Source organism: Massilia sp. UYP11 (assembly GCF_050434805.1).
Lineage (GTDB): Bacteria > Pseudomonadota > Gammaproteobacteria > Burkholderiales > Burkholderiaceae_D > Telluria.
On record NZ_JBNDJE010000004.1, the window covers coordinates 247,209 to 272,604 of the forward strand.

17 protein-coding genes are annotated in these 25,396 nt (G+C 66.8%); 12 read left to right on the forward strand and 5 right to left on the reverse strand.

Going from position 1 to position 25,396, the window contains the following annotated elements; genetic code table 11:
- Positions 1 to 100: 100 nt before the first annotated feature.
- Entirely contained in the window at positions 101 to 2,413 is a 2,313-nt protein-coding gene (locus ABIB38_RS09950; protein WP_429203596.1) for an NADP-dependent malic enzyme, read from the reverse strand.
- Positions 2,414 to 2,552: 139 nt separating this feature from the next.
- Between ABIB38_RS09950 and thiL the strand changes: the two genes are divergently transcribed.
- The 4 genes from thiL to ABIB38_RS09970 all read left to right on the forward strand — a co-directional run bounded on the left by thiL (position 2,553) and on the right by ABIB38_RS09970 (position 8,486).
- Complete coding sequence (gene thiL / locus ABIB38_RS09955; RefSeq protein ID WP_429203597.1) at positions 2,553 to 3,527, forward strand: thiamine-phosphate kinase; 975 nt, start codon at positions 2,553 to 2,555, stop codon at positions 3,525 to 3,527.
- A gap of 176 nt (positions 3,528 to 3,703) precedes the next feature.
- A complete protein-coding gene (locus tag ABIB38_RS09960) occupies positions 3,704 to 5,398 on the forward strand; it encodes a hypothetical protein (RefSeq protein ID WP_429203598.1) in 1,695 nt (564 codons plus the stop codon).
- Between the two features lie 155 nt (positions 5,399 to 5,553).
- The gene (locus tag ABIB38_RS09965; protein ID WP_429203599.1) at positions 5,554 to 6,540 is read left to right on the forward strand and encodes a glycosyltransferase; all 987 of its coding nucleotides are present in this window, start codon (positions 5,554 to 5,556) and stop codon (positions 6,538 to 6,540) included.
- An 83-nt stretch (positions 6,541 to 6,623) separates the two neighbouring features.
- Positions 6,624 to 8,486 (forward strand): hypothetical protein, encoded by a 1,863-nt coding sequence (locus ABIB38_RS09970; RefSeq protein WP_429203600.1) that lies wholly within the window; start codon positions 6,624 to 6,626, stop codon positions 8,484 to 8,486.
- Positions 8,487 to 8,523: 37 nt separating this feature from the next.
- Here ABIB38_RS09970 and ABIB38_RS09975 read toward each other — a convergent pair whose 3' ends face one another.
- Positions 8,524 to 11,145, reverse strand: coding sequence for an EAL domain-containing protein (locus ABIB38_RS09975; protein WP_429203601.1), 2,622 nt, complete (start codon positions 11,143 to 11,145; stop codon positions 8,524 to 8,526).
- Complete coding sequence (locus tag ABIB38_RS09980; RefSeq protein ID WP_429203602.1) at positions 11,142 to 13,193, reverse strand: ATP-binding protein; 2,052 nt, start codon at positions 13,191 to 13,193, stop codon at positions 11,142 to 11,144. The genes ABIB38_RS09975 and ABIB38_RS09980 overlap by 4 nt, the downstream gene beginning before the upstream one ends.
- Before the next feature lie 296 nt (positions 13,194 to 13,489).
- On the opposite strand from ABIB38_RS09980, the gene ABIB38_RS09985 reads away from it, so the two are divergent.
- From ABIB38_RS09985 to ABIB38_RS09995, 3 genes are read left to right on the forward strand one after another with little or no spacing between them, the layout of a single operon-like run.
- Positions 13,490 to 13,972, forward strand: coding sequence for a CinA family protein (locus ABIB38_RS09985; protein WP_429203603.1), 483 nt, complete (start codon positions 13,490 to 13,492; stop codon positions 13,970 to 13,972).
- Between the two features lie 6 nt (positions 13,973 to 13,978).
- The gene (locus ABIB38_RS09990) at positions 13,979 to 14,932 is read left to right on the forward strand and encodes a metallophosphoesterase family protein (RefSeq protein ID WP_429203604.1); all 954 of its coding nucleotides are present in this window, start codon (positions 13,979 to 13,981) and stop codon (positions 14,930 to 14,932) included.
- Positions 14,933 to 14,946: 14 nt separating this feature from the next.
- On the forward strand, positions 14,947 to 17,784 hold the full coding sequence (locus ABIB38_RS09995) for a M16 family metallopeptidase (RefSeq protein ID WP_429203605.1): 2,838 nt from the start codon (positions 14,947 to 14,949) through the stop codon (positions 17,782 to 17,784).
- A gap of 179 nt (positions 17,785 to 17,963) precedes the next feature.
- Here ABIB38_RS09995 and ABIB38_RS10000 read toward each other — a convergent pair whose 3' ends face one another.
- Positions 17,964 to 18,713, reverse strand: coding sequence for a maleate cis-trans isomerase family protein (locus ABIB38_RS10000; protein ID WP_429203606.1), 750 nt, complete (start codon positions 18,711 to 18,713; stop codon positions 17,964 to 17,966).
- Between the two features lie 105 nt (positions 18,714 to 18,818).
- Positions 18,819 to 19,775, reverse strand: coding sequence for a Bug family tripartite tricarboxylate transporter substrate binding protein (locus ABIB38_RS10005; RefSeq protein ID WP_429203607.1), 957 nt, complete (start codon positions 19,773 to 19,775; stop codon positions 18,819 to 18,821).
- A 248-nt stretch (positions 19,776 to 20,023) separates the two neighbouring features.
- On the opposite strand from ABIB38_RS10005, the gene ABIB38_RS10010 reads away from it, so the two are divergent.
- The 5 genes from ABIB38_RS10010 (at position 20,024) to ABIB38_RS10030 (ending at position 25,302) form a co-directional block, all read left to right on the forward strand.
- On the forward strand, positions 20,024 to 21,220 hold the full coding sequence (locus ABIB38_RS10010) for a CaiB/BaiF CoA transferase family protein (RefSeq protein WP_429203608.1): 1,197 nt from the start codon (positions 20,024 to 20,026) through the stop codon (positions 21,218 to 21,220).
- Positions 21,217 to 22,155: a hydroxymethylglutaryl-CoA lyase gene (locus ABIB38_RS10015; protein ID WP_429203609.1), complete on the forward strand. Its 939-nt coding sequence runs from the start codon at positions 21,217 to 21,219 to the stop codon at positions 22,153 to 22,155. Before ABIB38_RS10010 ends, ABIB38_RS10015 begins: the two co-directional genes overlap by 4 nt.
- A gap of 58 nt (positions 22,156 to 22,213) precedes the next feature.
- Positions 22,214 to 23,641, forward strand: coding sequence for a 3-isopropylmalate dehydratase large subunit (gene leuC / locus ABIB38_RS10020; protein WP_429203610.1), 1,428 nt, complete (start codon positions 22,214 to 22,216; stop codon positions 23,639 to 23,641).
- The gene (leuD, locus tag ABIB38_RS10025) at positions 23,641 to 24,279 is read left to right on the forward strand and encodes a 3-isopropylmalate dehydratase small subunit (protein WP_429203611.1); all 639 of its coding nucleotides are present in this window, start codon (positions 23,641 to 23,643) and stop codon (positions 24,277 to 24,279) included. Before leuC ends, leuD begins: the two co-directional genes overlap by 1 nt.
- A 105-nt stretch (positions 24,280 to 24,384) precedes the next feature.
- Complete coding sequence (locus ABIB38_RS10030; protein ID WP_429203612.1) at positions 24,385 to 25,302, forward strand: LysR substrate-binding domain-containing protein; 918 nt, start codon at positions 24,385 to 24,387, stop codon at positions 25,300 to 25,302.
- Positions 25,303 to 25,396 lie beyond the last annotated feature (94 nt).

A 25,396-nucleotide genomic window follows, 5' to 3' on the forward strand; every position in this document is an offset into this window, starting at 1 on the left:
CGACAAACGGCGACAGCTGGCGACAGGCCCAGACGACGACGCCTGCCCGGGCGCAAGGCGCTCGGACAGGCGTGAGGTGCTGGCCCAACCGGCTGATGGATCAGCGCTGGGACACGGCGTCCACCACGGCCAGCGCCGTCATGTTGACGATCCGGCGCACCGTCGCCGACGGGGTCAGGATGTGGACCGGACGCGCGCAACCGAGCAGGACCGGGCCGACCGCGATGCCGTTGCCGGCCGCCGTCTTGAGCAGGTTGTACGAGATGTTGGCGGCGTCGATGTTCGGCAGCACCAGGAGGTTGGCGTCGCCCTTCAGGGTCGACTCCGGCATGATCTTGGCGCGGTTCTTGGCGTCGAGCGCGGCGTCGCCGTGCATCTCGCCGTCGACTTCGAGTTCCGGCTTCTTCTGCTGCACCAGCGCCAGGGCGGCGCGCATCTTCTGCGCCGACTCCGAGTTGGCGCTGCCGAAGTTCGAGTGCGACAACAGGGCCGCGCGCGGGCTGATGCCGAAGCGCTCCATCTCCTCGGCCGCCATGATCGTGATCTCGGCCAGCTGTTCGGCGTTGGGATTCTCGTTGACGTGGGTGTCGACCATGGCCAGCTGGCGTTCCGGCGTGATGATGAAGTTCATCGCCGCATAGACGTTGGCGCCGGCGCGCTTGCCCAGCACCTGGTCGATGAACTCCAGGTGCATCTGGGTGGTGCCGTAGGTGCCGCAGATCATGCCGTCGGCTTCGCCCTTGTGGATCATCATGGCGCCGATCAGGGTGTGGCGACGGCGCATGGCCAGCTTGGCCAGGTCCTGGGTCACGCCCTTGCGCATCACCATCTGGTGGTAGGTCGTCCAGTAGTCGCGGTAGCGCTCGTCGAAGTCGGGGTTGATGACGTCGAAGTGCACGCCCAGCTTGAGGCGCAGGCCGAATTTCTCGATGCGCTGCTCGAGCACCGCCGGACGGCCGACCAGGATCGGGCGCGCCAGCTTCTCGTCGACCACCACCTGCACCGCGCGCAGCACGCGCTCGTCCTCGCCCTCGGCGTAGACGATGCGCTTCATCTCCGGCGGGGCGCTCTTGGCGACCGTGAACAGCGGCTTCATGAAGGTGCCGCTGCGGTAGACGAACTGCTGCAGGGTCTCGGCGTAGGCTTCCAGGTCTTCGATCGGACGGCTGGCGACGCCGCCATCCATCGCGGCCTTGGCCACGGCCGGGGCGATATGGGTCAACAGGCGCGGATCGAACGGCATCGGGATCAGGTATTCCGGACCGAACGACAGGTTCGAGATGCCGTAGGCCGAGGCCACGATGTCCGACTGCTCGGCGAGGGCCAGGTCGGCGATCGCGTGCACCACCGCGATTTCCATCTCGCGCGTGATGGTGGTCGCGCCGCAGTCCAGGGCGCCGCGGAACATATACGGGAAGCACAGGACGTTGTTGACCTGGTTCGGATAGTCCGAACGGCCGGTGGCGATGATGGCGTCGCCGCGCACCGCCTTCACGTCTTCAGGCAGGATTTCCGGGTTCGGGTTGGCCAGCGCCAGGATCAGCGGGTTCGGGCCCATCTTGGCGACCATGTCCTGCTTGAGCACGCCGCCGGCGGACAAGCCCAGGAAGATGTCGGCGCCCGGAATGACGTCGGCCAGCGAACGGTGCGGCGTGTCTTGCGCGAAGCGTTCCTTGTCCGGGTCCATCAGCTCGACACGGCCCTTGTAGACCACGCCGGCCAGGTCGGTGACAAAAATGTTCTCGATCGGGAAGCCCAGGTCGACGATCAGGTCGAGGCAGGCCAGCGCGGCCGCGCCGGCGCCCGAGACCACCAGCTTGCATTCCTTGATGTTCTTGCCGACGACTTTCAGGCCGTTCAGGATGGCCGAGCCGACGATGATCGCGGTACCGTGCTGGTCGTCGTGGAAGACCGGGATCTTCATCCGCTCGCGCAGCTGGCGCTCGATGTAGAAGCACTCGGGCGCCTTGATGTCTTCCAGGTTCACGCCCCCGAACGTCGGCTCGAGCGCGGCGATGATGTCGACCAGCTTGTCGGGATCGGTCTCGTTGATCTCGATGTCGAACACGTCGATCGCGGCGAACTTCTTGAACAGCACGCCCTTGCCTTCCATCACCGGCTTCGACGCCAGCGGACCGATGTTGCCCAGGCCCAGCACGGCGGTGCCGTTGGAGATCACGGCGACCAGGTTGCCGCGCGCGGTGTACTTGTAGGCGTTGGCAGGATCCTTGACGATTTCCTCGCAAGGCGCGGCCACGCCCGGCGAATAGGCCAGCGCCAGGTCGCGCTGGTTCAGCAGGCCCTTGGTGGGCGCCACGCTGATCTTGCCGGGACGGGGAAACTGATGATACTCGAGCGCTGCTTGACGCAGTTGCTGACGTAATTCTTCTTTTTTGTCAGATGACGAATCCATACTGGGCAGCCTTCCTGAAGCGAATCGGGGTCTTTGATTCTATCAGACAGGATGTTGTCAATGGCTACGTATTTTTACGCTCGTTATGTGCGGTCGCAGCAATTGTTGGTAAGCCAACGCGGACGGTACAATCGCTGCCATGCTTTCCGAATTCGATCTCATCAAGCGCTTTTTCCAGCGCGAGCGCCAGGCCCGTCCTGACGTCGCGCTGGGCATCGGCGACGACTGCGCCCTGCTCGCCCCGACGCCCGCCCGCCAGATCGCGATCTCGTCCGACATGCTGGTCGAAGAGCGCCACTTCTTCGCCGGCGCCGATCCTGTAATGCTGGGTCACAAGGCCCTGGCCGTGAACCTGTCGGACCTGGCCGCGATGGGCGCGCGGCCTGTTGCGTTTACCTTGTCCCTGGCGCTGCCGCGGGCCGACGAGGCATGGCTCGACGGGTTCTCGCGCGGCCTGTTCGCGCTGGCCGATGCACACGGCTGCGAACTGATCGGCGGCGACACCACCAAAGGGCCGCTGAACATCTGCATCACCGTGTTCGGCGAAACCATTCCCGGCCATGCGCTGCGGCGCGCGCATGCGCGTCCCAGCGACGACATCTGGATCTCGGGCACGCTGGGCGATGCGCGCCTGGCGCTGGCCGGCTGCTGGAAAGAGCTCGAGCTCGATCCGGCGCTGCAGGCGCAGGCGGCGCCAAGGCTGCACATGCCCACGCCGCGCGTGGCCCTGGGCCTGGCGCTGGCCGAGGCGCCGATCGCACACGCCGCGCTCGACATCTCGGATGGCCTGGTGGGCGACCTGGGCCACATCCTGGCGGCCTCCGGCGTCGGCGCCACGCTCGACGTCGACGCGCTGCCGGCCGGCCCGGCGCTGGCGCGGCAAGACGTCGCCCTGCGGCGCCGCTTCACGGCGGCCGGCGGCGACGATTACGAGCTGTGCTTCACGGCGCCGGCGTCGCGCCGCGCGGCGGTGCTGGAAGCCGCGGCGGCGGCCGCCACGCCGGTCACCCGGGTCGGCACGATCGAGGCCACGCCCGGCCTGCGCCTGGTCGATGCCCACGGCGCGCCGCTCGACCTGACGCTATCGGGCTGGGACCATTTCAGAACTGCGTGAGTCATCGGTATCCTGTCAGGACAATCAGGTTCAACTGCCACCAAGAAAGTTGTATTATTGACAGGTGAACGCCGAACCCGGCGGTTTGCGTATGCGATGACCATTCGTAAAATGATGCCGGCCGGAACGATCGCAGCGGGCATGCCCCAAGCCGTCTCACACTGTCGAGAGAGACCATGCATCTCCTGAAGAACCCGATCGCCCGGAGGGAACCCTGGCTCGCGCGCCTCACCGGAATGCTGACCCAACCGCGCGTGGCCCTGGCCGCGGCCTGGATCGCGCCCATCCTGTTCGGCCTGCTGTCAGTGGCCATGGGGCAGGACAGTAACTGGGACCTGAAAAACTACCACTGGTACAACCCTTATGCCCTTCTCAACGACCGGCTCGACCTCGACATGGCCCCGGGCCAGTGGCAAAGCTATTTCAATCCGCTCATCGACGTTCCCTACTACCTGCTGAGTATTACCCTGCCCGGCCCCGTGGTCGGATTCCTGATGGGGTATGTGCACGGACTGAATTTTGTGCTGGTGATGGCCATCGCGCGCCGCATCGTGTCGGCAAGCGGCGGCATGCGTCTCCCCTTGCTGCTGGCCGTCGCGGGCGTGTGCGGTCCCGCTTTCCTGTCGCAACTGGGTAATACCATGGGGGACAACCTGACCGCGCTGCTGGTGCTGTCCTCGCTGCTGCTCGTGCTGCGCGGCTGGGATGGACTGCATGCCGCGACGGGTCGAACAATCGGGCTGATGGTGGTTTCCGGCTTGCTCATGGGTTTCGGGACGGGGCTGAAGCTGACCAATGGGCCGTATGCCGCGGCGCTGTGCATCGCCCTGCTGACGACGCCGGTGGCCTGGCGGCAGCGGCTGGCGCTTGCCATCACCCACGGTTGCCCCGTGCTCGCCGGCCTGCTGCTCGGCGCCGGCTATTGGTGGATGACGATGTGGGAACGCTTCGGCAATCCCCTGTTCCCGCAATTTAACAATATCTTCCGCAGCCCGTTGGCGCAGCACATGGGGGTGATCGACAACCACCACACGCCTCAAGGCATGCTCGAGACGGTGTTCTGGCCACTGGTGTTCGCGTTCGACGTCTCGCGGGTATCGGAGCTTGCGCTCAGGCTGGTGATCGTGCCGGTCGTGTACGTGCTCGCGCTGGCGTGCGGTGCGGCCTGGCTGCTGGGCCGAATGACCGGCCGGCCGGCGCACGCGCCGATGCCGGCGCGTGCGAGATTCCTCCTGGTGTTCGGCCTGGTGGCCTACCTGGCCTGGATGAAGCTGTTCGGCATCTACCGCTACCTGGTGCCGCTCGAACTACTGGCGCCGCTCATGGCGTGGATCCTGCTCCAGCGCCTGATGCCGCCTCGTACGGCAGCGCGCGTCGGTGGCGGGCTGCTGCTGGCCACGTCCCTCGCCGTCTTCCCCTTCGTGACATGGGGCCATGCCGACTGGGGTTCGCCGAATGTCAGCGTACAGGTGCCGCCCCTGGCGGCTCCCGCCGACACGGTTGTCTTTACCGCGCACGGGGATCCGCCAGTGGGCTGGCTGGCCCCCTTTTTCCCACCCGAGGTGCGCGTGATCTCGGTAACGGGCGCGTTCCCGGAGTCGCCTGCCTGGCTCGAGCGTATCCGGGCCGCCGCGACCGTGCGTCCGGGGCCGCATTACGTGATCCTGTCGACTTCGCCGGAAGGGTCGGCGGACAGCCCGCAACGCAGGCAGGCGATAGCGGACGAAGACCGCCTGCGCATGCAAGCCGCCAAGGAACAACTGGCGCGCTACCGCTTGCGGATCGACGACGGCGCCTGCAGGACGTACGCGGCCGCCATCGGTACGGCTTCCCTGCCGTACCGGTTCTGCCCGGTGGCGCTCGTACCCTGAGCCGGCCGTCTCCAGGGCCGCGCTTCAAGGGCCGCGCATCAAGCGCCGCGCTTCACCGGATTGCGACAGTACCTCAGAATTAGATCCCGACAGTTGGTTGACGTGCTATCAAGAAAGATATAATGACAGACTTAGCAATTGCCGAGCCATGTTCCATGAACTCCTTAGCCAGCCTGCAGCCCGGGACCGAGACGGAAATCCTGCGCAATGCGCCGCACATCGCCGTCGTCATCCCCTGCTATAACGAAGCGCTCACCATCGCCCAGTTGATCAAGGACTTCAATCAGTGCCTCCCCGAGGCACAGATATATGTCTTCGACAACAATTCCACTGACAATACCGCCGAGATCGCGCGTGGCGCCGGCGCCAACGTGCGCCGGGTCTCGATGCAGGGCAAGGGCAGTGTGGTGCGGCGGATGTTCGCGGACATCGAGGCCGATGCCTACATCATGGTCGACGGCGACGGCACCTATGACACCACGGTGGCGCCGCAGCTGGTCCAGAAACTCCTGGACGAAGACCTCGACATGGTGGTCGGCAGCCGCATCAGCACCGAGCAGGCCGCCTACCGTTTTGGCCACCGTTTCGGCAACAGCATGCTGACCGGCTTCCTGTCGCTGATCTTCGGCCGCACCTTCACCGACATCCTGTCCGGTTACCGCGTGTTCTCGCGCCGCTATGTCAAATCGTTCGCCGCGCATTCGTCGGGCTTCGAAATCGAGACCGAGCTTACCGTCCACGCACTCGAGCTGCGCATGCCGGTGGCCGAAGTCGACACCGCCTATGGCGCGCGCCCCGACGGTTCGGTCAGCAAGCTCAACACCTACCGTGACGGCATGCGCATCCTGCTCACCATCCTGCGCCTGTTCAAGTCCGAAAAGCCGCTCGGCTTCTATTCGATCGCCTTCGCCGTCTGCGCGCTGGCGTCGGTGCAGATGGCGATCCCGGTCTTCGCCACCTTCCTGGAGACCGGCCTGGTGCCGCGCCTGCCGACCGCATTGCTGTGCACCGCACTGATGCTGTTCGGCGTGATCCTGCTTGCTTGCGGCATCATCCTCGACGCCATCACCAAGTCACGGATCGAGCAGAAGCGCTTTCGCTACCTGGCTGTCGCCGCCTTCCGTTCCGGCCGGGGCGACTGACTCCGGCCGCTTGCCGGCCGGGGCGACGACTCCGGCCGCTTGCCGGCCGTTATTCCTCACTTCTCGAGCTTCGAGAGAATCGCATGCGTTTTCCAACTAATTTGCCCGCCAGGCTCGAAGCCTGGTTCCAGCGCCGCACCATGGCGCTGGCGCGGCCCGGTGCGCCAGCCGCCGCGGCCTGGATCGTGCCGGTGCTGTTCGGCCTGGTGTCGGTCTACCTTGGCCAGGACGAGAACTGGGACCTGCGTAACTACCACTGGTATAACGCCCATGCCCTGCTCAATGGCAGGCTCGACCTCGACATGGCGCCGGCCCAGTTCCAGAGCTACTTCAATCCGCTGATCGACGTTCCCTACTATGTGCTGAGCACGAACCTGCCTGGCCCGCTGGTCGGCTTTCTGATGGGCTGGGTGCACGGCCTGAACTTCATCCTGGTGCTGGCCATCGCCCGCCTCGTGATCGGCGATCGCGCCGACGGCGCACGCCTGCCGTTGCTGCTGGCCGGAGCCGGGGTCTGCGGCGCCGGCTTCCTGTCGCAGGTCGGCAATACCATGGGCGACAACCTGACCGCCCTGCTGGTACTGGGCGCGCTCCACATGGTCATGCGCGGCTGGGACGGCTTGTCCGAGCTGTCGGGCCGCACGGCCGGGATGCTGCTGGCGTCCGGCCTGCTCATGGGCCTGGGCGTCGGCCTGAAGCTGACCAATGCGCCGTATGCGGTGGCGCTGTGCCTGGCGCTGCTGCTGGTGCCGGCCTCCTGGCCTGCGCGCATCGGCTTCGCCTTCGTGCAGGGCTGCGGGGTCCTGGCCGGCATGCTTGCCAGCGCCGGCTACTGGTGGATCGAGATGTGGGAACGCTTCGGCAATCCACTATTTCCGCAATTCAACAATATCTTCAAGAGTCCGTTGGCTCAGCAGCTGGGAGTGATCGACAATTCCCACATGCCGCACGGTGTGCTCGAAGCGCTGTTCTGGCCCTTCGTGTTCATGGCGCAAGTCACGCGCGTGTCGGAAATCCCGCTCAAGATCGCCGTGGTGCCGCTGCTGTACGCCCTGGCGCTGGTGTTCGCCGCCGACTGGCTGCGTGGCCGCCTTGCGCGCAGGGCGGGCGCCGGCAGCGCTGCTTCCGCGCTGTCGACGCGCGCCTGCGGCCTGCTGTTCTTCGGCCTGGTCGCCTACCTGCTGTGGATGAAACTGTTCGGCATCTACCGCTACCTGGTGCCGCTCGAGCTGCTGGCGCCGCTGATGGTGTGGATCCTGGCCGAGCGCATCTTCTCGGCCGCCCGCGCCGCCCGCATCGGCGGCTGGCTGCTGGCCGCGAGCACGCTGGCCGTGTTTCCCTTCGTCTCCTGGGGCCATGCCGGCTGCGCTTCGCCGAACTTCAACGCCAGCGTGCCGCCGCTTGCCAGTCCGGCCGACACGATCGTGTTCACCGCCCACGGCGATCCGCCGATGGGCTGGCTGGCCACCTTCTTCCCGCATGAGGTGCGCGTGATCGCGCTGGCCGGCGGCTTCCCCGAGTCGCCAGCCTGGCTCGAACGCGTCCACGCCGCCGTCGCCGAGCGGCCCGGCCCTCATTACGTGATGCTGGCGGCCGCCCGGAGCGAAAAGGAAAACAGCCTGCAACGCAAACGCGCGCTGGTCGATGCACTCGGGCTCACCGACGACGCGGCCGGTTGCGCGCGCCTGGAGCGCCTGACACGACGCGGCCGCTTCCACGTCGACGTGCGCCTGGTGGACGCGCCGGGTCGCGCCTGCACGCTCGAGCTGCAGCAGCGCTACGTTGCCGATTTGCCGGAACAGGATCGCGCCCGTATGCAGGCGACCAGGGAAAAGCTGGCGCGCTACGGCCTGGCGGTCGACGCCGACGCTTGCCAGACCTATCTGGCAACGGTCGGCACGGCGCCCTACCCGTTCAGATTCTGCACGGTGACTGCCGCCAGGTAGTCGGTAGTCGACAGCTCTCACCTACCGGGACAGGTTCCTAGGCCGCCTCGCCCCGCTGGCCCGCCTCGCGCGGCGCCTTGCGGTCGTCATACGGTCCGTACGTCATCCAGTAATGCCGGAACGCGAGGCGGACGTTGTCGCGCAGCTGCTGGTCGTCCCACGGCTTGGTGTAGAAGCGGTAGATCGCGCCGCGGTTGATCGAATCGAGCACCGATTCCACCCCGGTATAGCCCGACAGGATGATGCGGATGGTTTCGGGGTACATCTCCTTGACCTTGCTGAGGAACTCGGTCCCGTTCATCACCGGCATGCGCTGGTCGCACAGGATCACGTGCACGCGGTACAGCGCCAGCAATTCGAAGCCCTCGGCCGGCGAGGACGCGGTCAGCACCCGGTAGCCGTCGCGCCGGAACAGGCGGTGCAGCGCGCTCAGCACGTTCGGATCGTCGTCGACCACGAGCAGGGTCTGCACCTTGTCGTCGACGGCCTGTTTCTCTTCCGGCTTGGCGCGGTTGGACACCACCATCTCGGCCATCTGGTCGGCCGGCAGCGCGCGCGAGAAATAAAAGCCCTGGATCTGGTCGCAGCGGTGGCGTCGCAGGTAGGCCATCTGGGCGCGCGTCTCGACGCCCTCGGCGATCACCTGCATGTGCAGGCTGTGCGCCATGCTGATGATGGCCAACGCGATGGCGGCGTCGTCCGGGTTGTTGACGATGTCGCGCACGAACGCGATGTCGATCTTGAGCTTGTCGATCGGGAAGCGCTTCAGGTAGGCCAGGCTCGAGTAGCCAGTGCCGAAATCGTCGATCGCGATCCGGATCCCGAGCGCCTTCAGGCGCGTGAGCACCTCGGTGGTGCGCTCGGCGTTCTGCATCAGCGCGCTCTCGGTGAGCTCCAGTTCCAGCAGCGCCGGCTCGACGTCGTGGCGCGCCAGCGCTTCGCGGATCACGCGTTCCAGGTCGCCCTCGACGAACTGGCGGCTCGACACGTTCACCGCCACCCGCACGTCGCGCACCCCGGCCGCGCTCCAGGCCGCGATCTGGCGGCAGGCTTCGTCGATGATCCAGTCGCCGACCCGCACCACCAGGCCCGTCTCTTCCATCACCGGCACGAATTCGGCCGGATACACCAGGCCGTAGCCGGGGCGGTGCCAGCGCAACAACGCCTCGGTGCCGGCGATGCGGCCGGTGTTCAATTCCATCTTGGGCTGGTAGTGCAGCACGAATTGCGCGTCTTCGAGCGCGCCGCGCAGGGCCAGCTCGAGGTCCAGGCGCGCCAGCACCTGCACGTTCATGCCGGCGGTGAAGAAGCGGTAGCCGTCGCGGCCGGCCTCCTTGGCGCGCACCATGGCGGTGTCGGCGTACTTGACCAGCGTGCCCGGGTCGGTCGTGTCGTCCGGGTACATGGCGATGCCGATGCTGGCCGTCAGCGCGGCCGGCTGGCCGTGCAGGTCGAACGGCAGGCGCAGGGCCTCGCGCACGTCGTTGGCCATGTTCACCGCGTCCTGCTGCTCGCGCGGCATGGTGAGGATCAGCGCGAACTCGTCGCCGCCCAGGCGGCCGACCGAATCGCGCACCCTCACGCAGCGCACCAGGCGCGTGCTGAACTGGCGCAGCAGCTCGTCGCCGCCGCGCGTGCCGAGCGTGTCGTTGATCACCTTGAAGCGGTCGAGCGTGATGCACAGGATCGCCACCCGCCAGTTCTTGTCCTGGGCCAGCTCGATGGTGTCGCGCAGGTTTTCGAAGAACAGGGTGCGGTTCGGCAGGCCGGTCAGGGCGTCGTAGCTGGCCGCATGGCGCAGGTTTTCCTGGGCCTGCAGGCGCTCGCTGATGTCGCGCGCCACCGCGATCAGCATGCGCTGCGCGCCGTGCGGGAGGTCGGGCTGTGACCCCTGGTCCTGCAGCTTCCAGCTGATCTCGACCGACACCGAGCCTTCGCCGCCGGCGCGCAGCAGCTCGGTCTCGACGATGTCGGCCTCGGACTCGGACGTGCCGTCGTGGGCGGCGCCGCCGCCCAGCAGGCGCTCGAGCTGGGTGCGCGTGGCCAGGCCCAGCGCCACCGGATCGATGCGCAGCAGCGCGTCGCGCGAAAAGCCCAGCATGCGGCAGGCGCCTTGCGACACGTCGACCATCGCCATGCTGGCGGTGTCGATCAGGAACAGCGCGTCGGGCGTGGCGTCCATCGCGCCGCGAAAGCGCGCCAGTTCGGCGGTGCGCTCGCGCACCTGGCGCTCCAGCTGGCTGCCGTAGTCGAGCGACTCGCGGTGCAGCAGGCGCACCTCGAGCAGGTTGCGGATGCGCGTCATCACCTCGACCGTGTCGAACGGCTTGCCGATGAAGTCGCGCGCGCCCGCCTCGAGCGCCGCCAGTTTCTTGTCCGGCTCGGCCGTCACCACCAGCACCGGCAGCCAGGAATCGCTTTCCAGCGGCTTCAAGGCTTCCATCACGTCGAAGCCGTCCATGCCCGGCATGTGCAGGTCGAGGATGATCAGGTCGAAGCGGTGCTTGAGGTGCAGCGCCACCACCTGGCGCGGATCGTAGGTGGAACTGACGTTCTCGTAGCCGGTGGTCTTGAGGAGGTATTCGAGCAGCTGCACGTTCACCGGCTCGTCGTCGACGACGAGGATGCGCGCGCGCCGGATGTCGGACGGGGAAATCATCTGGCCTTCCTTTCGCCTGGCAGGCCCGTCCCGGGCTGCTGCGCCAGCGTACTGTTGATCGCTTCAGTGAATTTGTCGATGTCGATCGGCTTGGTGAGATAGCGGCAAAAGCCCGCCGCCATGCCGCGCTCGATGTCGTGCGGCATGGCGTTGGCGGTCAGCGCGATCACGGGAATCCAGGTGGTCGCGGGATCGGCGCGCAGCTGGCGCAGCACCTCGAAGCCGCCCATTCCCGGCAGGTTCAGGTCCATCAGGATGGCGTCCGGGCGGTGCGCCCTGGCCAGCTCCAGGCCAAGGTGGCCGTCGGCGGCCGCCAGCAGGCGCAGGTCGGGCCGGAAGGCGAAGATCTGTTCCACCAGGCGCAGGTTGGCCGGGTTGTCCTCGACGTACAGCACCAGGCGCGGCGCGCATTCGGCGGACGGGGCGCCCGGCGCCGTCTCGGCCTGGGGGCCGCGCTCGGGCGGCGCCGAGGCCAGCGGCGCGGTGCTGGCCAGTTCGATCCAGAACACGCTGCCCACGCCCCGGCTGCTGGTGACGCCGATCTCGCCGCCCATCAGTTCCACCAGGCGCTTGGTCACCACCAGGCCGATGCCGGTGCCCTCGTGGGCGCCGGCTTCCTGGCCCAGGCGGTTGAACGGCTGGAACAGGTTGGCCAGCTGCTCCGGATTGAGGCCCAGGCCGGTGTCGCGCACCGACAGGCGCAGGCGCTGCGGCCCCGACTGCTCGCAGGAGACGACCACGGCGCCCTCCTCGCGGTTGTACTTGACCGCGTTCGACAGCAGATTGAGCAGCACCTGTTTCAGGCGCGTGCGGTCGGCCATCACCACCGCGCCGTCCACCTCCGGGAACAGCGCCCGCACCTTGCGCGTGGCGGCGATCGGCTCGATCATGGTGCGCACCTCGAGCAGCATGGTGCTCAGGGCCACCGGTTCCATCGACAGCGTGATGGTGCCCGATTCGACCTTGGCCAGGTCGAGGATCTCGTTGATCAGGGTGAGCAGGTGGCGGCCCGACTTGAGGATGTGGTTCGCGAATTCCTTCTTCTGCTCCAGGGTCGAGGGCAGCTTGTCGGAGGTCAGGATCTGGGCGAAGCCGAGGATCGCATTGAGCGGCGTGCGCAGCTCGTGGCTCATCGAGGACAGGAAGGCCGACTTGGCCTGGTTGGCGCTCCTGGCCTCCTCGTTGGCGTTGGCCAGTTCGGCGTTGGCCAGCGCCAGCTGCAGCGTGCGCTCGTCGACGCGCTGCTCGAGCTGCTCGTTCAGGCGCATCACTTCCTGCTGCGCGCGCGTGCGCTTCCCGGCTTCGCGCAGGATGGTGCTGTGCGAATCCTCGAGCTCACGGGTGCGGCCCTCGATCTCGGTCAGCATGGCGTTGAAGGAGTCGGCCAGCTCGGCCGCCTCGTCGTCGCCGACGCGCGGCGCGCGGCGCGAGTAGTCGCGCGTGGCCACCACTTCGCGCGCGATCTCGGTGATCGCCACCACCGGCGCCGTGATCACGCGTCCCAGGCGCCGCGTCAAGAGGTAGGCGATCGCCATCGCCAGCAGGGTCACCCCGGCTGCGATCGCGAGATAGTCGACGGTGCGCGCCAGCATCCGGTTCTCGGCGCGCAGCACGACGGTGCCGACCATGTCGCCATTGTCCACGATGGGCTGGCGCACCATCAGCTCCGCGCCGTCGTCGCGCGGCAGGCTCACCTCGGCAAGGCGCTGGGGAATGTCGCGCGCCGCGCCAGGCCGGGATGCGCCGGCGGCGGCATAGGAAGCGAACAGCTTGCCCTGGGCGTCGTAGATGGCCGCGGCGCGCACCAGGGGACTCGTGCGCAGCAGCGCCAGGTTCTCGTTGGCCAGGCGCGGATCGTCGAAGCTCAGCGCGGCGGACGTCATGTGGCCGACCAGTTCGGCCTGGGTAGAGAGATCGTTGACCAGGGCGCGGTGGTAACTGCGCAAGTCATAGCCGATCACGATGACGATCGAGACCAGCAGCGCGACGAACGTGGTCGTCATCACCACCACCACCAGCTTCTTTCGGATAGAGCGCTGGCGGCTCATGCTTCCTCCACGGGCCGCTCACGGGAACGCATGCGCGACATGTAAAAGTTCTAACAAAGACGAGAAATTGATCATTCCAGCATAGCAGCACGCTAGAGCTATGTGTCGCACGAAACATTTATTCGCCGACCTGGATGAGAATGCGGCTGGCACTGTAAACGTTCGCCTGCGGTTTGGGTAGCAATTTTTGAAACTTTGCCATGTCGCGCGCGCACGCAGCGCGCTAGAATGAAGCAAGTCCGACCGGCTTCCCGACGTGGCACCCGCCCGGCCGGCGGCTTGCAAAGGAGACCCCCGTGACGAACGAACTCATCGATCTTGCCCAGAAAGTCAGCGACGCCCTCGGCGCAAAAAATCTGATGCTGGCCACCGCCGAATCCTGCACCGGCGGCGGCATCGCCTACACGCTCACCGCCATCCCCGGCTCGGGCGACTGGTTCGACTGCGGCTTCGTGACCTATTCGAACACCGCCAAGAACGAGATGCTGGACGTGCCCGACGCCGTGATCGCGCAGTTCGGCGCGGTCAGCGAAGAGGTGGCCGCCGCCATGGCGGCGGGCGCCGTGGCCAACAGCAATGCCGACGTCGGCGTCTCGACCACCGGCATCGCCGGCCCGACCGGCGCCGTGCCCGGCAAGCCGATCGGCACCGTGTGCTTCGGCTGGGCGCGCGGCGACCATGTCCACACCGAACGCCTGGTGTTCCACGGCGACCGCCAGGCGGTGCGCGAGCAGTCCATCGCCCACGCCCTGCGCGGCATCCTGCGCTTGGTCGAGTAAGGATCCGTGGCGCTTCGCCGCCCGGCCGCGGGCGCCATCCTGCTGTCGCTGGCCTGCGCAGCGCGCGCTGCGTCCCCTGCGGCGCCCCCTGCAGTGCCCCATCCAGCGCCGGCCCACGCTTCATCCACGGCGCATACGGTCTACGCGGCCGGCGACATCGCGCGCTGCAGGCATCCCGACCCGCGCTGGTCGGGCGCCGCCACCACCGCGACCCTGGTCGAATGGGCGCTGCGCGCCGATCCGAAGGCCGTGGTGCTGACCCTGGGCGACCATACCTATCCCGACGGCACGGCGCGCGAATTCGCCGACTGCTACGGCCCGACCTGGGGGCGCTTTCGCGAGCGCACCTGGCCGACGCCGGGCAACCATGAGTACAACACCCGGGACGCCCTGCCCTATTTCGACTACTTCGGCGCGCGCGCGCGCGGGGTCGACGGCAATGGCTACTACAGCCTGCGGCTGGGCAGCTGGCTGCTCGTTTCGCTCAACAGCAACCTGAAGGGCGAACCGCACGCGGCCCAGCTGGCGTGGCTGCGCGCCGAGCTGGAAAGCAGCACCGCCTCTTGCACGCTGGCGTTCTGGCACCATCCTGCCTTCAGTTCCGGCGGCCACCTCGGCCCGGGGCGCATGACCGATGCCTGGGACATCCTGCACCGGGCCGGGGCCGAGCTGGTGCTGTCCGGCCACGACCACGACTACGAGCGCTTCGCGCCCCAGGATGCCCGGGGGCGGCTGGACCGCGCGCGGGGCCTCACCCAGTTCGTGGTCGGCACCGGCGGTGCCTACGCCACGCCTTTCCTGCGTATCCGGGATAATAGCGAGGTGCGCGAAGCCAGCTTCGACGGCGTGCTGCGTTTGCGGCTGCTGGCGGACGGCTATGAGTGGCAATTCCTGGCCGCCGAACCCGAGCGGGTGCCGGCCGGCGCGACGCTCGATCGCGGCACTGGTCGTTGTCATTGAATCATGGAGAGTATTTGAACATTCCCACCCTGATGGTCCCGGTGATGCTGGCCGCCGCTTCGGCGTCCGGCCAGGCCCAGGAGCCGCCCCTGGCGCCGGCATCGGCGCCGGTCCCGTCGATCGCCTTCGAAAAAACCGTGCTGCCCAACGGCCTGCAGCTGATCCTGGTCGAGGACAAGCGCCTGCCGATCGTGGCGGTCAACCTGTGGTACCACGTGGGCCCGGCCAACGAGGCGCCCGGCCTGACCGGCTTTGCCCACCTGTTCGAGCACATGATGTTCGCCGCTACCGGCCACATCCCGCGCGGCGCGGCCGACCGCCTGCTCGAAGGCGCCGGCGCGACCGACAGCAATGGCGGCACCGGCTTCGACAGCACCAGCTACTACGACACGGTGCCGAGCAACCAGCTCGAACTGGCGCTGTGGGTGCATGCCGACCGCATGGGCTTTTTGCTGGACGTGCTCGACCAGCAGGCACTGAGCAACCAGCAGGACGTGGTGCGCAACGAACGGCGCCAGACCGTCGAGGGCGAGCCGTACGGCCTGGTCGAGGAAGCCTTGCTGCAAACGCTGTTCCCCAAGAACCATCCATATGCGGCCTCGATCATCGGCTCGCATGCCGACATCCAGGGCGCGCGGCTGGAAGACGTGCGCGCATTCTTCACCAACTATTATGGCCCCAACAACGCCAGCCTGGTGATCGCCGGCGACATCGACAAGGGCAAGACGCGCGAACTGGTGCAGCGCTACTTCGGCACCCTGCGGCGCGGGCCGGACGTCGCGCGCCCGAAGGTGGTCACGCCCCCGATCACGGCCGAGCGCCGGGTCGTGGTGCGCGACCGGGTGGAGCTGCCGCGCGTGTTCATGGGCTGGCTGACACCGGCCGCCTTTCAGCCCGGCGACGCCGAGCTGGCGGTGGCCGCCGCCATCCTGGGCGGCGGCAAGTCGAGCCGCCTGTACAAATCGCTGGTGTACGAACGCCAGATCGCGCAGGACGTCTCGAGCACCCAGACCTCGCTGGCCTTGAGCTCGACCTTCGTGGTCGACGTCACCACGCGCGCCGGCCACACGCCGCAGGAACTCGAAGCGGCGATCGACGCCGAGCTGGAACGGCTGCGCCGGGACGGCCCGAGCGAGCGGGAAGTCGAGCGCGCCCGCAACAGCCTGGAGACGGCGCTCCTGGCGTCGCTCGAAAAACTCGGCGGCGACGGCCTGGCCGAGCAGCTCAACCACTACAACCTGTACACGGGCGATCCGGGCTACCTGGCCAAGGACCTGGCGCGCCTGCGCCGCATCGACGCCGCCGCCGTGCAGCGCGCGGTGCAGGCCTGGCTCGGGCCGGAGGCGCGCGCCGTGGTGACGGGCGTGCCCGGCAAGCCGAAGGTCGACGATCCGCGCGCGCCGAAATCGGCCAAGGCAGTCAAGGCGGCGGCGGCGCTGCCGCAGTCCGCCCAGGCTGCGCTCAACGAGGCCGAGCCGTGGCGCGCGACGCCGCCCGTGGCCGGCCCCACGCCGCAGGTGACCTTGCCGCGCGGCGACACCTTCAGGCTCGGGAACGGCCTCACCGTGATCCACCACCACAATCCGGCGCTGCCGCTGGTGTCGAGCCAGCTCGTCGTCAAGAGCGGCGGCGCGGCCAATCCGGTCGCGCTGCCGGGCCTGGCCGGCTTCACGGCCCAGATGCTGGAAGAAGGCACGGCCACGCGCAGCACCCTGGACATCGCGGACGAGATCGCGCAGCTGGGCGCCTTCATGGACGCCGGCAGCAGCGACGACGTGTCGACCGTGTCGCTGCTGACCCTGCGCGCGACCTTTGCCCGCGCGCTGGCGGTGGTGGCCGACATCGTCCAGCATCCGTCGTTCCCGCCGGCCGAGATCGAGCGCCAGCGGCAAGACCGGCTGGGCGCCCTGACGCAGCAGCGCGACGACCCGGAGACGGTGGCGGCGCTGGCCGCGGCGGGCGCCCTGTTCGGCAACGGCCATCCGAAGGCCTATGGCCAGCTGGGACTCGAACACGCGATCCGCGCCGCCACGCGCGAGGACATTGCCGGCTTCTGGCAGCGCCACTACGTGCCGTCCAATGCGGCGCTGGTGGTCAGCGGCGACATCACGCGGGCCGAGCTGGAAGCGCTGGCCGAGGCGCAGTTCGGCGCCTGGCCGGCGGCGCCCGCGCCCGCGCTGGCGCCGGCCGAGGCACGCCCGACCCAGGCGCGCCTGGTGCTGGTCGACCAGCCGGACGCGGCGCAGACGGCGCTGCAGGTGGCCTGCATGGGCCCCGCGCGCGACACGCCCGACTTCCCGGCCCTGCAGGTGATGAACGGCGCGCTGGGCGGCATGTTCTCGAGCCGGCTCAACAACAATCTGCGTGAAACCAGGGGCTATACCTACGGCATCTACTCGCACTTCGACTACGATCGCGCCCCGGCGCCGTTCGCGGTCGAGGCCAGCGTGCAGCAGGACGCCACCGGCGCATCGGTGCGCGAGATCCTGCGCGAGATCGCGGCCATGCGCGAGCAGCCCCTGTCGCAGGCCGAACTCGACGCCGCGCGCAACGCCCAGCTGCTGTCGCTGCCGGGCCAGTTCGAGACCAATGCCGACATCGGCGCCAGCCTGACCGAGCTGTTCGTCTACGACCTGGCGCCCGATTACTACGACGCGCTGGCGCGCAGGCTGGCCGGGATCGGCGCGGATGACGTCCTGGACGTGGCGCGCCGCTATCTCGATCCGGACCGCATGACCGTGGTCGCGGTCGGCGAGCGGCGCAAGATCCTTCCGCAGTTGCAAAAACTGGGACTGGGCCGGCCTGAAGAGCGCGACGACGACGGCCAGCCGCTGGACAGGCCACAACGCTGAACGACCGTGACGCCGACAATGAAGCCGCGAAGGCGGCGCGCAGAGTGAAAAGGAAGGGTAAGAAAAACCGCGTAGCGACTACGCGATCTTATGACTGTGGCTCATGAATAAAGACCAAATTTCATATGCTGCATTACTGAATTCGCGGGACCGTCCGAGCGAACGGCCCTGCGACACAATCAATATTTACCGGACAACAAGGCACCCGCGTTCGGGGCAATCCTCTGCAGGCCCAGCTTTTCCAGCATCTGATAGGTGGTGCAGGCCGCCGCCGACATCACCGGCAAGCCGATGCGGTCCTGGACCGGCTGGATCGATGCCAGCGACGGCATCTGCACACAGGCGGACAGGACCACCGCATCGCAGTTGGCGACATTGAGCCGCTTCGAAATCTCGATCAGGGCGTTCGGATCGCGTGCGCCGACGGCCAGGTTGTCGGCGATTTCGAGCGAAATGCAGTCGAGCACCTCGAAGCCTTCGTGCTGGATGTAGTCGACCACCAGTTCAGTCAGGGGTTTCATGTACGGCGTAATCACGGCAATCTTTTTGGCGCCAATCTTGCCCAGGCCATGCACCAGCGCGCCGGCACTGGTGACCACGGGCGCCGGCGCGTCGTTTTCCCTCGTGCGGCCATGCAGGCGCTCTTCGGACACGCGGTGGTAGCCGCGCCCCATGCTCATGATCGCCACCAGGCAGGCATAGCCGAGCACGTCTACCCGGGCATCGGACAGCTCCAGTGCGCAGCGGTCCGAATCGGCGTCCATCGCCGCAAGCTCTTCTTTCGTGACCTTCTTCATCCGCATGCGGCTCGAATGGAAGGTGAAGCGTTCCGGCAGGATGGCTTCGCGCGCGCGCAGCATGGCCGGAATCTCGGTTTCCATGGTGGTGTTACTGCTGGGGACGATCTGTCCGATACGATAGCTGTTCATGGTTTGATTTTTTTTAAATGCCTTGCAACATAAACCACCTGTGACAAGCCAGGCCTGTCACAGGCAGTACACGGGTGTCAATTTCAGGAAACGTTTTTCGCGCAATTAATTGAGCGTGATGTTGGCCTTCTTGATGACGTTGCCCCAGTAGTCAAGCTCCGTGTTCAGCAGGGTGCCCAGGCCGTTCGGATTCATGTAGCGCACTTCGACGCCCTGCGCTGCCGCCTGCTTCCTGGCTTCAGGCGTGTCGAGCGCCTGCTTTACGGCGTTGCTGATTTGCGTCACCGTGGCAGGCGGGGTGCCCGTCGGGGCAAACAGTCCCACCCAGGCTTCCAGCGTAAAGCTGGGCAAGCCGGCTTCGGCAGTCGTGGGGACGTTCGGCAACATCGGATGACGGGTCTTGCCGGCAATCGCCAGCGCCTTCAGCTTGCCCGACTGGACGTGCTGCATCACCGAAGGTGGCGTCGTGATGAATACCTGCACCTGTCCGGACAGCACGTCCGCGATCGCCTGGCCGGAACCTTTGTACGGCACGTGCAGCATGTCGGTGCCGGTCTGTTGCTTGAACAGTTCGGTCCCGATATGCGACAGCGAGCCATTGCCTTGGGACGCATAGGTGACCTTGCCGGGGTTCTTTTTCAGGTAGGCGACCAGCTCGGGCAGCGTATTGACCGGCAGCGAAGGATGGACCGCGACGACGTTGGTGGCGGTGACAAGCAGCGCGACCGGCGTGAAATCCTTCGGCGCCCACGGCATCTTCGCGAACAGCGCTGGATTGGCGGTGTGATACGCCGAATACGACACCAGCAGGGTCGCGCCGTCCGGGGCGGAGCGCGCCACCGCCTGATAAGCGATATTGCCGCTGCCGCCGGGGCGGTTGTCGACGACGACCGTATGCTTGAGCATTTGTGCAAGCGGCTGGCTGACCACGCGCGCCGCGGTGTCGACCACGCCGCCGGGCGGATTGGGGACGATCAGGGTGATCGGCCTGGACGGAAGCGTTTGGGCAAGTGCGGTGGATGAGGCAAGTAGCAACATGCTGCAGGCGAGTGTGCGCAACATCGTGAGTCTCCTGAATGTAATTGTTATGAATGACACCGTTCGCGACCGTGCTCCAGTTCGTCGACGGTATGGATGAAATCTACCGGTTTATGCGCGGTTTTGCATTCGTATTCACAGTGGGTCAGCCTTCTCAATTCACGAAGCCTTCGTAATCCACGAAGGCTCAATTGGCGATTTAGTGGTTCCACTCGCGCCGCGTTGCAAGCAAACTGAGTGCGCCATCTCCTATTCGAGCACGACCACCACCTATGACAAATCAGATTCTTTCCGGCATCCGGGTCCTGGAGTTGGGACAGTTGATCGCCGGGCCATTCGCCGCAAAAACCCTGGCCGACTTTGGGGCCGAAGTGATCAAGGTGGAAACGCCAGGCGACGGCGACCCCTTGCGCAAGTGGCGCATGTTGCACGAGGGCACCTCGGTCTGGTGGCAGGCGCAATCGCGCAACAAGCAATCGATCTGCATCGACTTGCGCACCCTCGAAGGACAGCAGCTGGTGCGCACGCTGGCGGAGTCGACCGATGTGCTGATTGAAAACTTCCGGCCCGGCACCATGGAAAAGTGGGGAATGGGATGGGAGGACCTGCATCGCATCAATCCGCGCCTGATCATGCTGCGCGTTTCCGGCTATGGCCAGGATGGACCGAAGCGCGACGAGCCGGGCTTTGCGGCGATTGCCGAAGCGATGGGCGGCCTGCGCTACATCACCGGCGAGCCGGGGCGGGTGCCGGTGCGCGCGGGGGTCTCCCTGGGCGATACGCTGGCGGGCCTGCATGGCGCTTTCGGGGTCCTGCTGGCGTTGTACCAGCGCGACGCCCGGGGCGGCACGGGCCAGATGATCGATGTCGCCCTGTACGAATCGGTATTCAACCTGACCGAAAGCCTGCTGCCCGAATACGCGGCGTTTGGCGCGGTCCGCAAGCCGGCCGGCGGCGCCCTGCCCGGTATCGCACCGTCGAATGCCTACCGCTGCCAGGACGGCGAGTACGTCCTGGTCGCCGGCAACGGCGACTCGATATTCAAGCGCCTGATGCTGCTGATCGGACGCTCCGACCTGGCCGAGGATCCGGGCCTGGCCCGCAACGACGGACGGGCCGGCCGCGCGGCCGAACTCGATGCGGCGATCGAAGCCTGGACCGGCACCCTCCCCATCGAAGCGGCGCTGGCGGGCCTCAAGCAGGCCGGCGTTCCTTCGGGACGCATTTACTCGGCCAAGGATATCGCCGAGGATGAGCACTACCGGGCGCGCGGCGTGATCGAAAAAGTGCGCAGCAGCGAAGGCCTGGAAGTCGACATTCCCGGCGTCATGCCGAAATTGTCGGGCAATCCCGGCGCGATCCGCGAGCGCGCGCCCAGCCTGGGCGAACACACCGAGCGCATCCTGGCCGGCGCCGGCCTTTCCGCGGACCAGATCGCGGCACTGAAGAAAAATGGGGTGGTATCGTGAGCCGCCGCCTGGAAATCAATGAGGTCTCGCCGCGCGACGGCTTGCAGATGGAGCGCAATAACGTGCCCACCGAAAGCAAGATCGCCTTCATCGACGCCTTGTCGGCCTGCGGCTTTGCCCGTATCGAAGTCACCTCGTACACCTCGCCCAAGGCCATTCCGACCCTGGCCGATGCCGAAGCCGTGATGGCCGGCATCGAGCGTGTCGCCGGCGTGAAGTACACCGCCCTGGTGCCCAACCTGCGCGGCATGGAGCGCGCCGTGGCCGGCCGCCCGGATGAAATCAACCTGGTCATGTCGGCCAGCGAAACCCATAACCGCGCCAACCTGCGCATGACGCGCGCGCAATCGCTGGCCACGCTCAAGGAAGTCATGCGCGCCGCCGAGGGGGCCGACCTGCCTTGCAACGTGTCGCTGTCGACCGCCTTCGGCTGCCCCTTCGATGGGGAAGTCGATCCGCAGGAAGTCATCGCGCTGGCCCGCGCGCTGGCCGATGCGGGCGCCGCCGGCATCACCGTGTGCGACACCACCGGCATGGCCTATCCGACCCAGGTCGCCAGCCTGTGCGAGCAGCTGCAGCAGGCGGTGCCGGGCGTGCCCCTGACCATCCATCTGCACAACACGCGCGGAATGGGGCTGGCCAATGCCCTCGCCGCGTTCAACGCCGGCATCGACCGCTTCGACGGCGCCTCGGGCGGCCTGGGCGGCTGCCCGTATGCGCCTGGCGCCAGCGGCAATGTCAGCACGGAAGAACTGGTACACATGTTCGACGCAATCGGGTGCCGCACCGGCGTCGGGCTCGATGCCCTGCTCGCGGTCGTCGGTTCCATGTCCGACCTGGTCGGCCGGCCGGTGTCGAGCCAGCTGGCGCAAGCCGGGCCGCGGCTGCGCCGCTTCGCGCCGCCATCCTGGCTGGCGGAAAAGTTTCCACAATAGGCCGCCGCCAACCAGCCGGGCAGTCAATTCATAAAAAAGTCGCAGGATGGAGGAGACCATGACACAAACGCTGTACGCACAAACGCTGTACGACAGGCTGTGGGACCGGCATGCGGTGCACGTCGAGGACGACGGCACGACGCTGCTGTATGTCGACCGCCATCTGCTCAACGAAGTCATGAGCCCGCAGGCATTCGAAGGCTTGCGCACGCATGGGCGCAAGGTGTGGCGCATCGCGTCGAATCTCGCGGTCGCCGATCACAATATCCCGACCACCGGCAGCCGTACCGACAGCGCCGGCATCGACGATCCGGTGTCGCGCCTGCAGGTCGAGACGCTGACCAAGAACTGCGGCGAATTCGCCATCACCGAAATCGGCATGACCGACAAGCGCCAGGGCATCGTGCACGTCATCGGACCCGAGCAGGGCATCACCCTGCCGGGCCTGAGCGTGGTGTGCGGCGACAGCCATACCAGCACCCATGGCGCCTTTGCCTGCCTGGCTTTCGGCATCGGCACCTCCGAAGTCGAACATGTGTTGGCGACGCAATGCCTGCTCGGCAAGAAATCGAAGAACATGCTGGTGCGCTTCGACGGCAGGCTGCCCGCGGGCGTCACGGCCAAGGACATGGCGCTGGCCATGATCGGGAAAATCGGCACCGCCGGCGCGACCGGCTACGCGATCGAGTATGCCGGCGATGCGGTCAGCGCCTTGTCGATGGAAGGCCGCATGACCTTGTGCAACCTGACGGTCGAAGCCGGCGCCCGCTGCGGCATGATTGCGGTGGACGACAAGACGATCGCTTACCTGGAGGGCCGGCCGCAGGCGCCCACGGGAGAGCAGTGGGAACGGGCGGTGGCCTACTGGCGCACCTTGAGGAGCGATGCGGACGCGGTGTTCGACCAGGTGGTGACGATCGACGTGTCGCAGATCAAGCCGCAGGTCACCTGGGGCACGTCTCCCGAGATGGTCAGCACGGTCGACGGCACGGTGGCCGATCCGGCACAGGAGCCCGATCCCGTCAAGCGGGCCGGCATCGAGCATGCGCTGGCCTACATGGGGCTGGCGCCCGGCACGCCGATCACCGACATCCACGTCGACGTCGTCTTCATCGGTTCCTGCACCAACGCGCGCATCGAAGACCTGCGCGCCGCCGCCGCCATCGTGCGCGGCAGGCGGGTGGCCCACAGCGTCGAGCTGGCCATGGTGGTGCCGGGTTCCGGGCTGGTCAAGCAGCAGGCCGAAGCCGAAGGACTCGATGTCATCTTCCGGGAAGCGGGATTCGAATGGCGCGAGCCGGGCTGCTCGATGTGCCTGGGCATGAATGCCGACCAGCTGCGGCCCGGACAACGCGCTGCCTCGACCTCGAACCGCAACTTCGAGGGCAGGCAGGGCGCCGGCGGGCGTACCCATCTGGTCAGCCCGGAAATGGCGGCCGCCGCCGCCGTCAAGGGACACTTTGTCGATATCAGGGAGTGGCATTGATGGAAAAGTTCACCACGCATGCAGGGCTGGCCGTGCCGCTCGATCGCGCCAACGTCGACACCGACGCCATCGTTCCGAAGCAGTTTCTGAAATCGATACGGCGCTCCGGTTTCGGCGTGAACCTGTTCGATGCCTGGCGCTACCTGGACATCGGCGAGCCGGACCAGGATTGCAGCACGCGGCCGCGCAATCCCGATTTCGTGCTGAACCAGCCGCGCTACCAGGGCGCGAGCATCCTGCTCGCGCGCGAGAATTTCGGCTGCGGCAGTTCGCGCGAGCATGCCCCGTGGGCGCTGGCCGACTATGGCTTTCGCGTCATCATCGCGCCTTCGTTCGCAGAGATTTTCTACAATAATTGCTTCAAGAATGGCTTGCTGCCGATTATTCTTGCGCAGCAAGAAGTCGATGACCTCTTCAACGCCTGCGACGGCACGCCCGGCTTCCGACTGGCCGTCGACCTGACAGCGCAAACGGTCGCCTGGCCGGGCAACGAGCGGGTCATCCGGTTCGAGGTGGATGCTTCCCGCAAGCACCGGTTGCTGCACGGCCTGGACGACATTGCACTGACACTCGGCCATGCCGACAAGATCAAGGCCTACGAAGCACGGCGCAGACAGGAGGAAGACTGGGCGTTTTAAGTTTGAGCTTGAGCTCGAGCTCGAGCCCAGCCGCTTGCGCTTGTGGCAGAATGCTGACTGTCGACAACATGGTGAGTCGAGATCAGTCATTCAGGGAGAGAGCTTGTGAACTATGCGCGGTTTGATCTGGTCACGCTCAACCTGTTCACCGAAATCGTGCGCACCGGCAGCATCACACGCGGTGCGCAACAGGCCAATCTCGCCATGGCCGCCGCGAGCAAGCGCATCTCGGACCTGGAAGCCCATCTGGGCACCCGGCTGCTGTACCGCCAGGCCAATGGCGTCACCCTCACCGAAGCCGGCCACGCCTGTTTCCAGCATGCGCTCGGCATTCTCCAGGATGTCGACAAGATGTCGGGCGCGCTGTCGGATTTCGCCGCGGGCAGCCGCGGGCAAGTCCGCATCTGGGCCAATACCTCGGCCATCACCCAATTCCTGCCCGACGACCTGACCCGGTTCCGGCGCGAACACCCGGGTATCCGCATCAGCCTGGAAGAACGCACCAGCGGCGACGTCGTGGCCGCGGTGCGTGAAAACCGCGCCGATATCGGCATCTTTGCCGACCGCACCGCAGCGGGCGACGTGGAAGTATTCGATTACCGCAATGACCAGCTGGTCCTGATCGTTTCCCGCGACCACCCGCTGGCCGTGCATCAAAGCGTGCAGCTCGCCGATGCACTGGACTACGAGTTCGTCAGCCTGTCGGAAGCGACTTCGCTTGCTGAACGGCTGCGTGCGGAATGCGGCCGCCTCGAAAAGCCCCTCAAGCTGAGCATCCAGGTGCGCAGCTTCGACGCGGTCTGCCGGATGGTGATGGCCGGCCTGGGCATTGCCGTATTGCCGTACCTGGCAGCCGAACCGCATGTGCGCTCGATGGGCCTGAAACTGATCACCCTGACCGACGACTGGGCCGAGCGCACGCTGCTGCTTGCGCTGCGCAGCACCCTGGCGCCGCCGGCGCCGGTCAGGCTGCTGGCCAGCGCCCTCAGTGCCGATGCGGCCAGGGCATTGAGCACGCGCTGAAGCGTTGCCGGGCAGGCGCCACCCCTGCCCCGGGCCGCGCTGCTGACGGTCTCGGGAGGCGGCGGGTCAAGCCCAAGGCCGCGCTTGCCGCGCG

Excerpts from the sequence above, each read along its gene's own strand:
- ABIB38_RS09950 (WP_429203596.1), bottom strand. The coding sequence starts at position 2,413 with ATGGATTCGTCATCTGACAAAAAAGAAGAATTACGTCAGCAACTGCGT.
- thiL (WP_429203597.1), top strand. The coding sequence starts at position 2,553 with ATGCTTTCCGAATTCGATCTCATCAAGCGCTTTTTCCAGCGCGAGCGC.
- ABIB38_RS09960 (WP_429203598.1), top strand. The coding sequence starts at position 3,704 with ATGCATCTCCTGAAGAACCCGATCGCCCGGAGGGAACCCTGGCTCGCG.
- ABIB38_RS09965 (WP_429203599.1), top strand. The coding sequence starts at position 5,554 with ATGAACTCCTTAGCCAGCCTGCAGCCCGGGACCGAGACGGAAATCCTG.
- ABIB38_RS09970 (WP_429203600.1), top strand. The coding sequence starts at position 6,624 with ATGCGTTTTCCAACTAATTTGCCCGCCAGGCTCGAAGCCTGGTTCCAG.
- ABIB38_RS09975 (WP_429203601.1), bottom strand. The coding sequence starts at position 11,145 with ATGATTTCCCCGTCCGACATCCGGCGCGCGCGCATCCTCGTCGTCGAC.
- ABIB38_RS09980 (WP_429203602.1), bottom strand. The coding sequence starts at position 13,193 with ATGAGCCGCCAGCGCTCTATCCGAAAGAAGCTGGTGGTGGTGGTGATG.
- ABIB38_RS10000 (WP_429203606.1), bottom strand. The coding sequence starts at position 18,713 with ATGAACAGCTATCGTATCGGACAGATCGTCCCCAGCAGTAACACCACC.
- ABIB38_RS10005 (WP_429203607.1), bottom strand. The coding sequence starts at position 19,775 with ATGTTGCGCACACTCGCCTGCAGCATGTTGCTACTTGCCTCATCCACC.
- ABIB38_RS10010 (WP_429203608.1), top strand. The coding sequence starts at position 20,024 with ATGACAAATCAGATTCTTTCCGGCATCCGGGTCCTGGAGTTGGGACAG.
- leuC (WP_429203610.1), top strand. The coding sequence starts at position 22,214 with ATGACACAAACGCTGTACGCACAAACGCTGTACGACAGGCTGTGGGAC.
- leuD (WP_429203611.1), top strand. The coding sequence starts at position 23,641 with ATGGAAAAGTTCACCACGCATGCAGGGCTGGCCGTGCCGCTCGATCGC.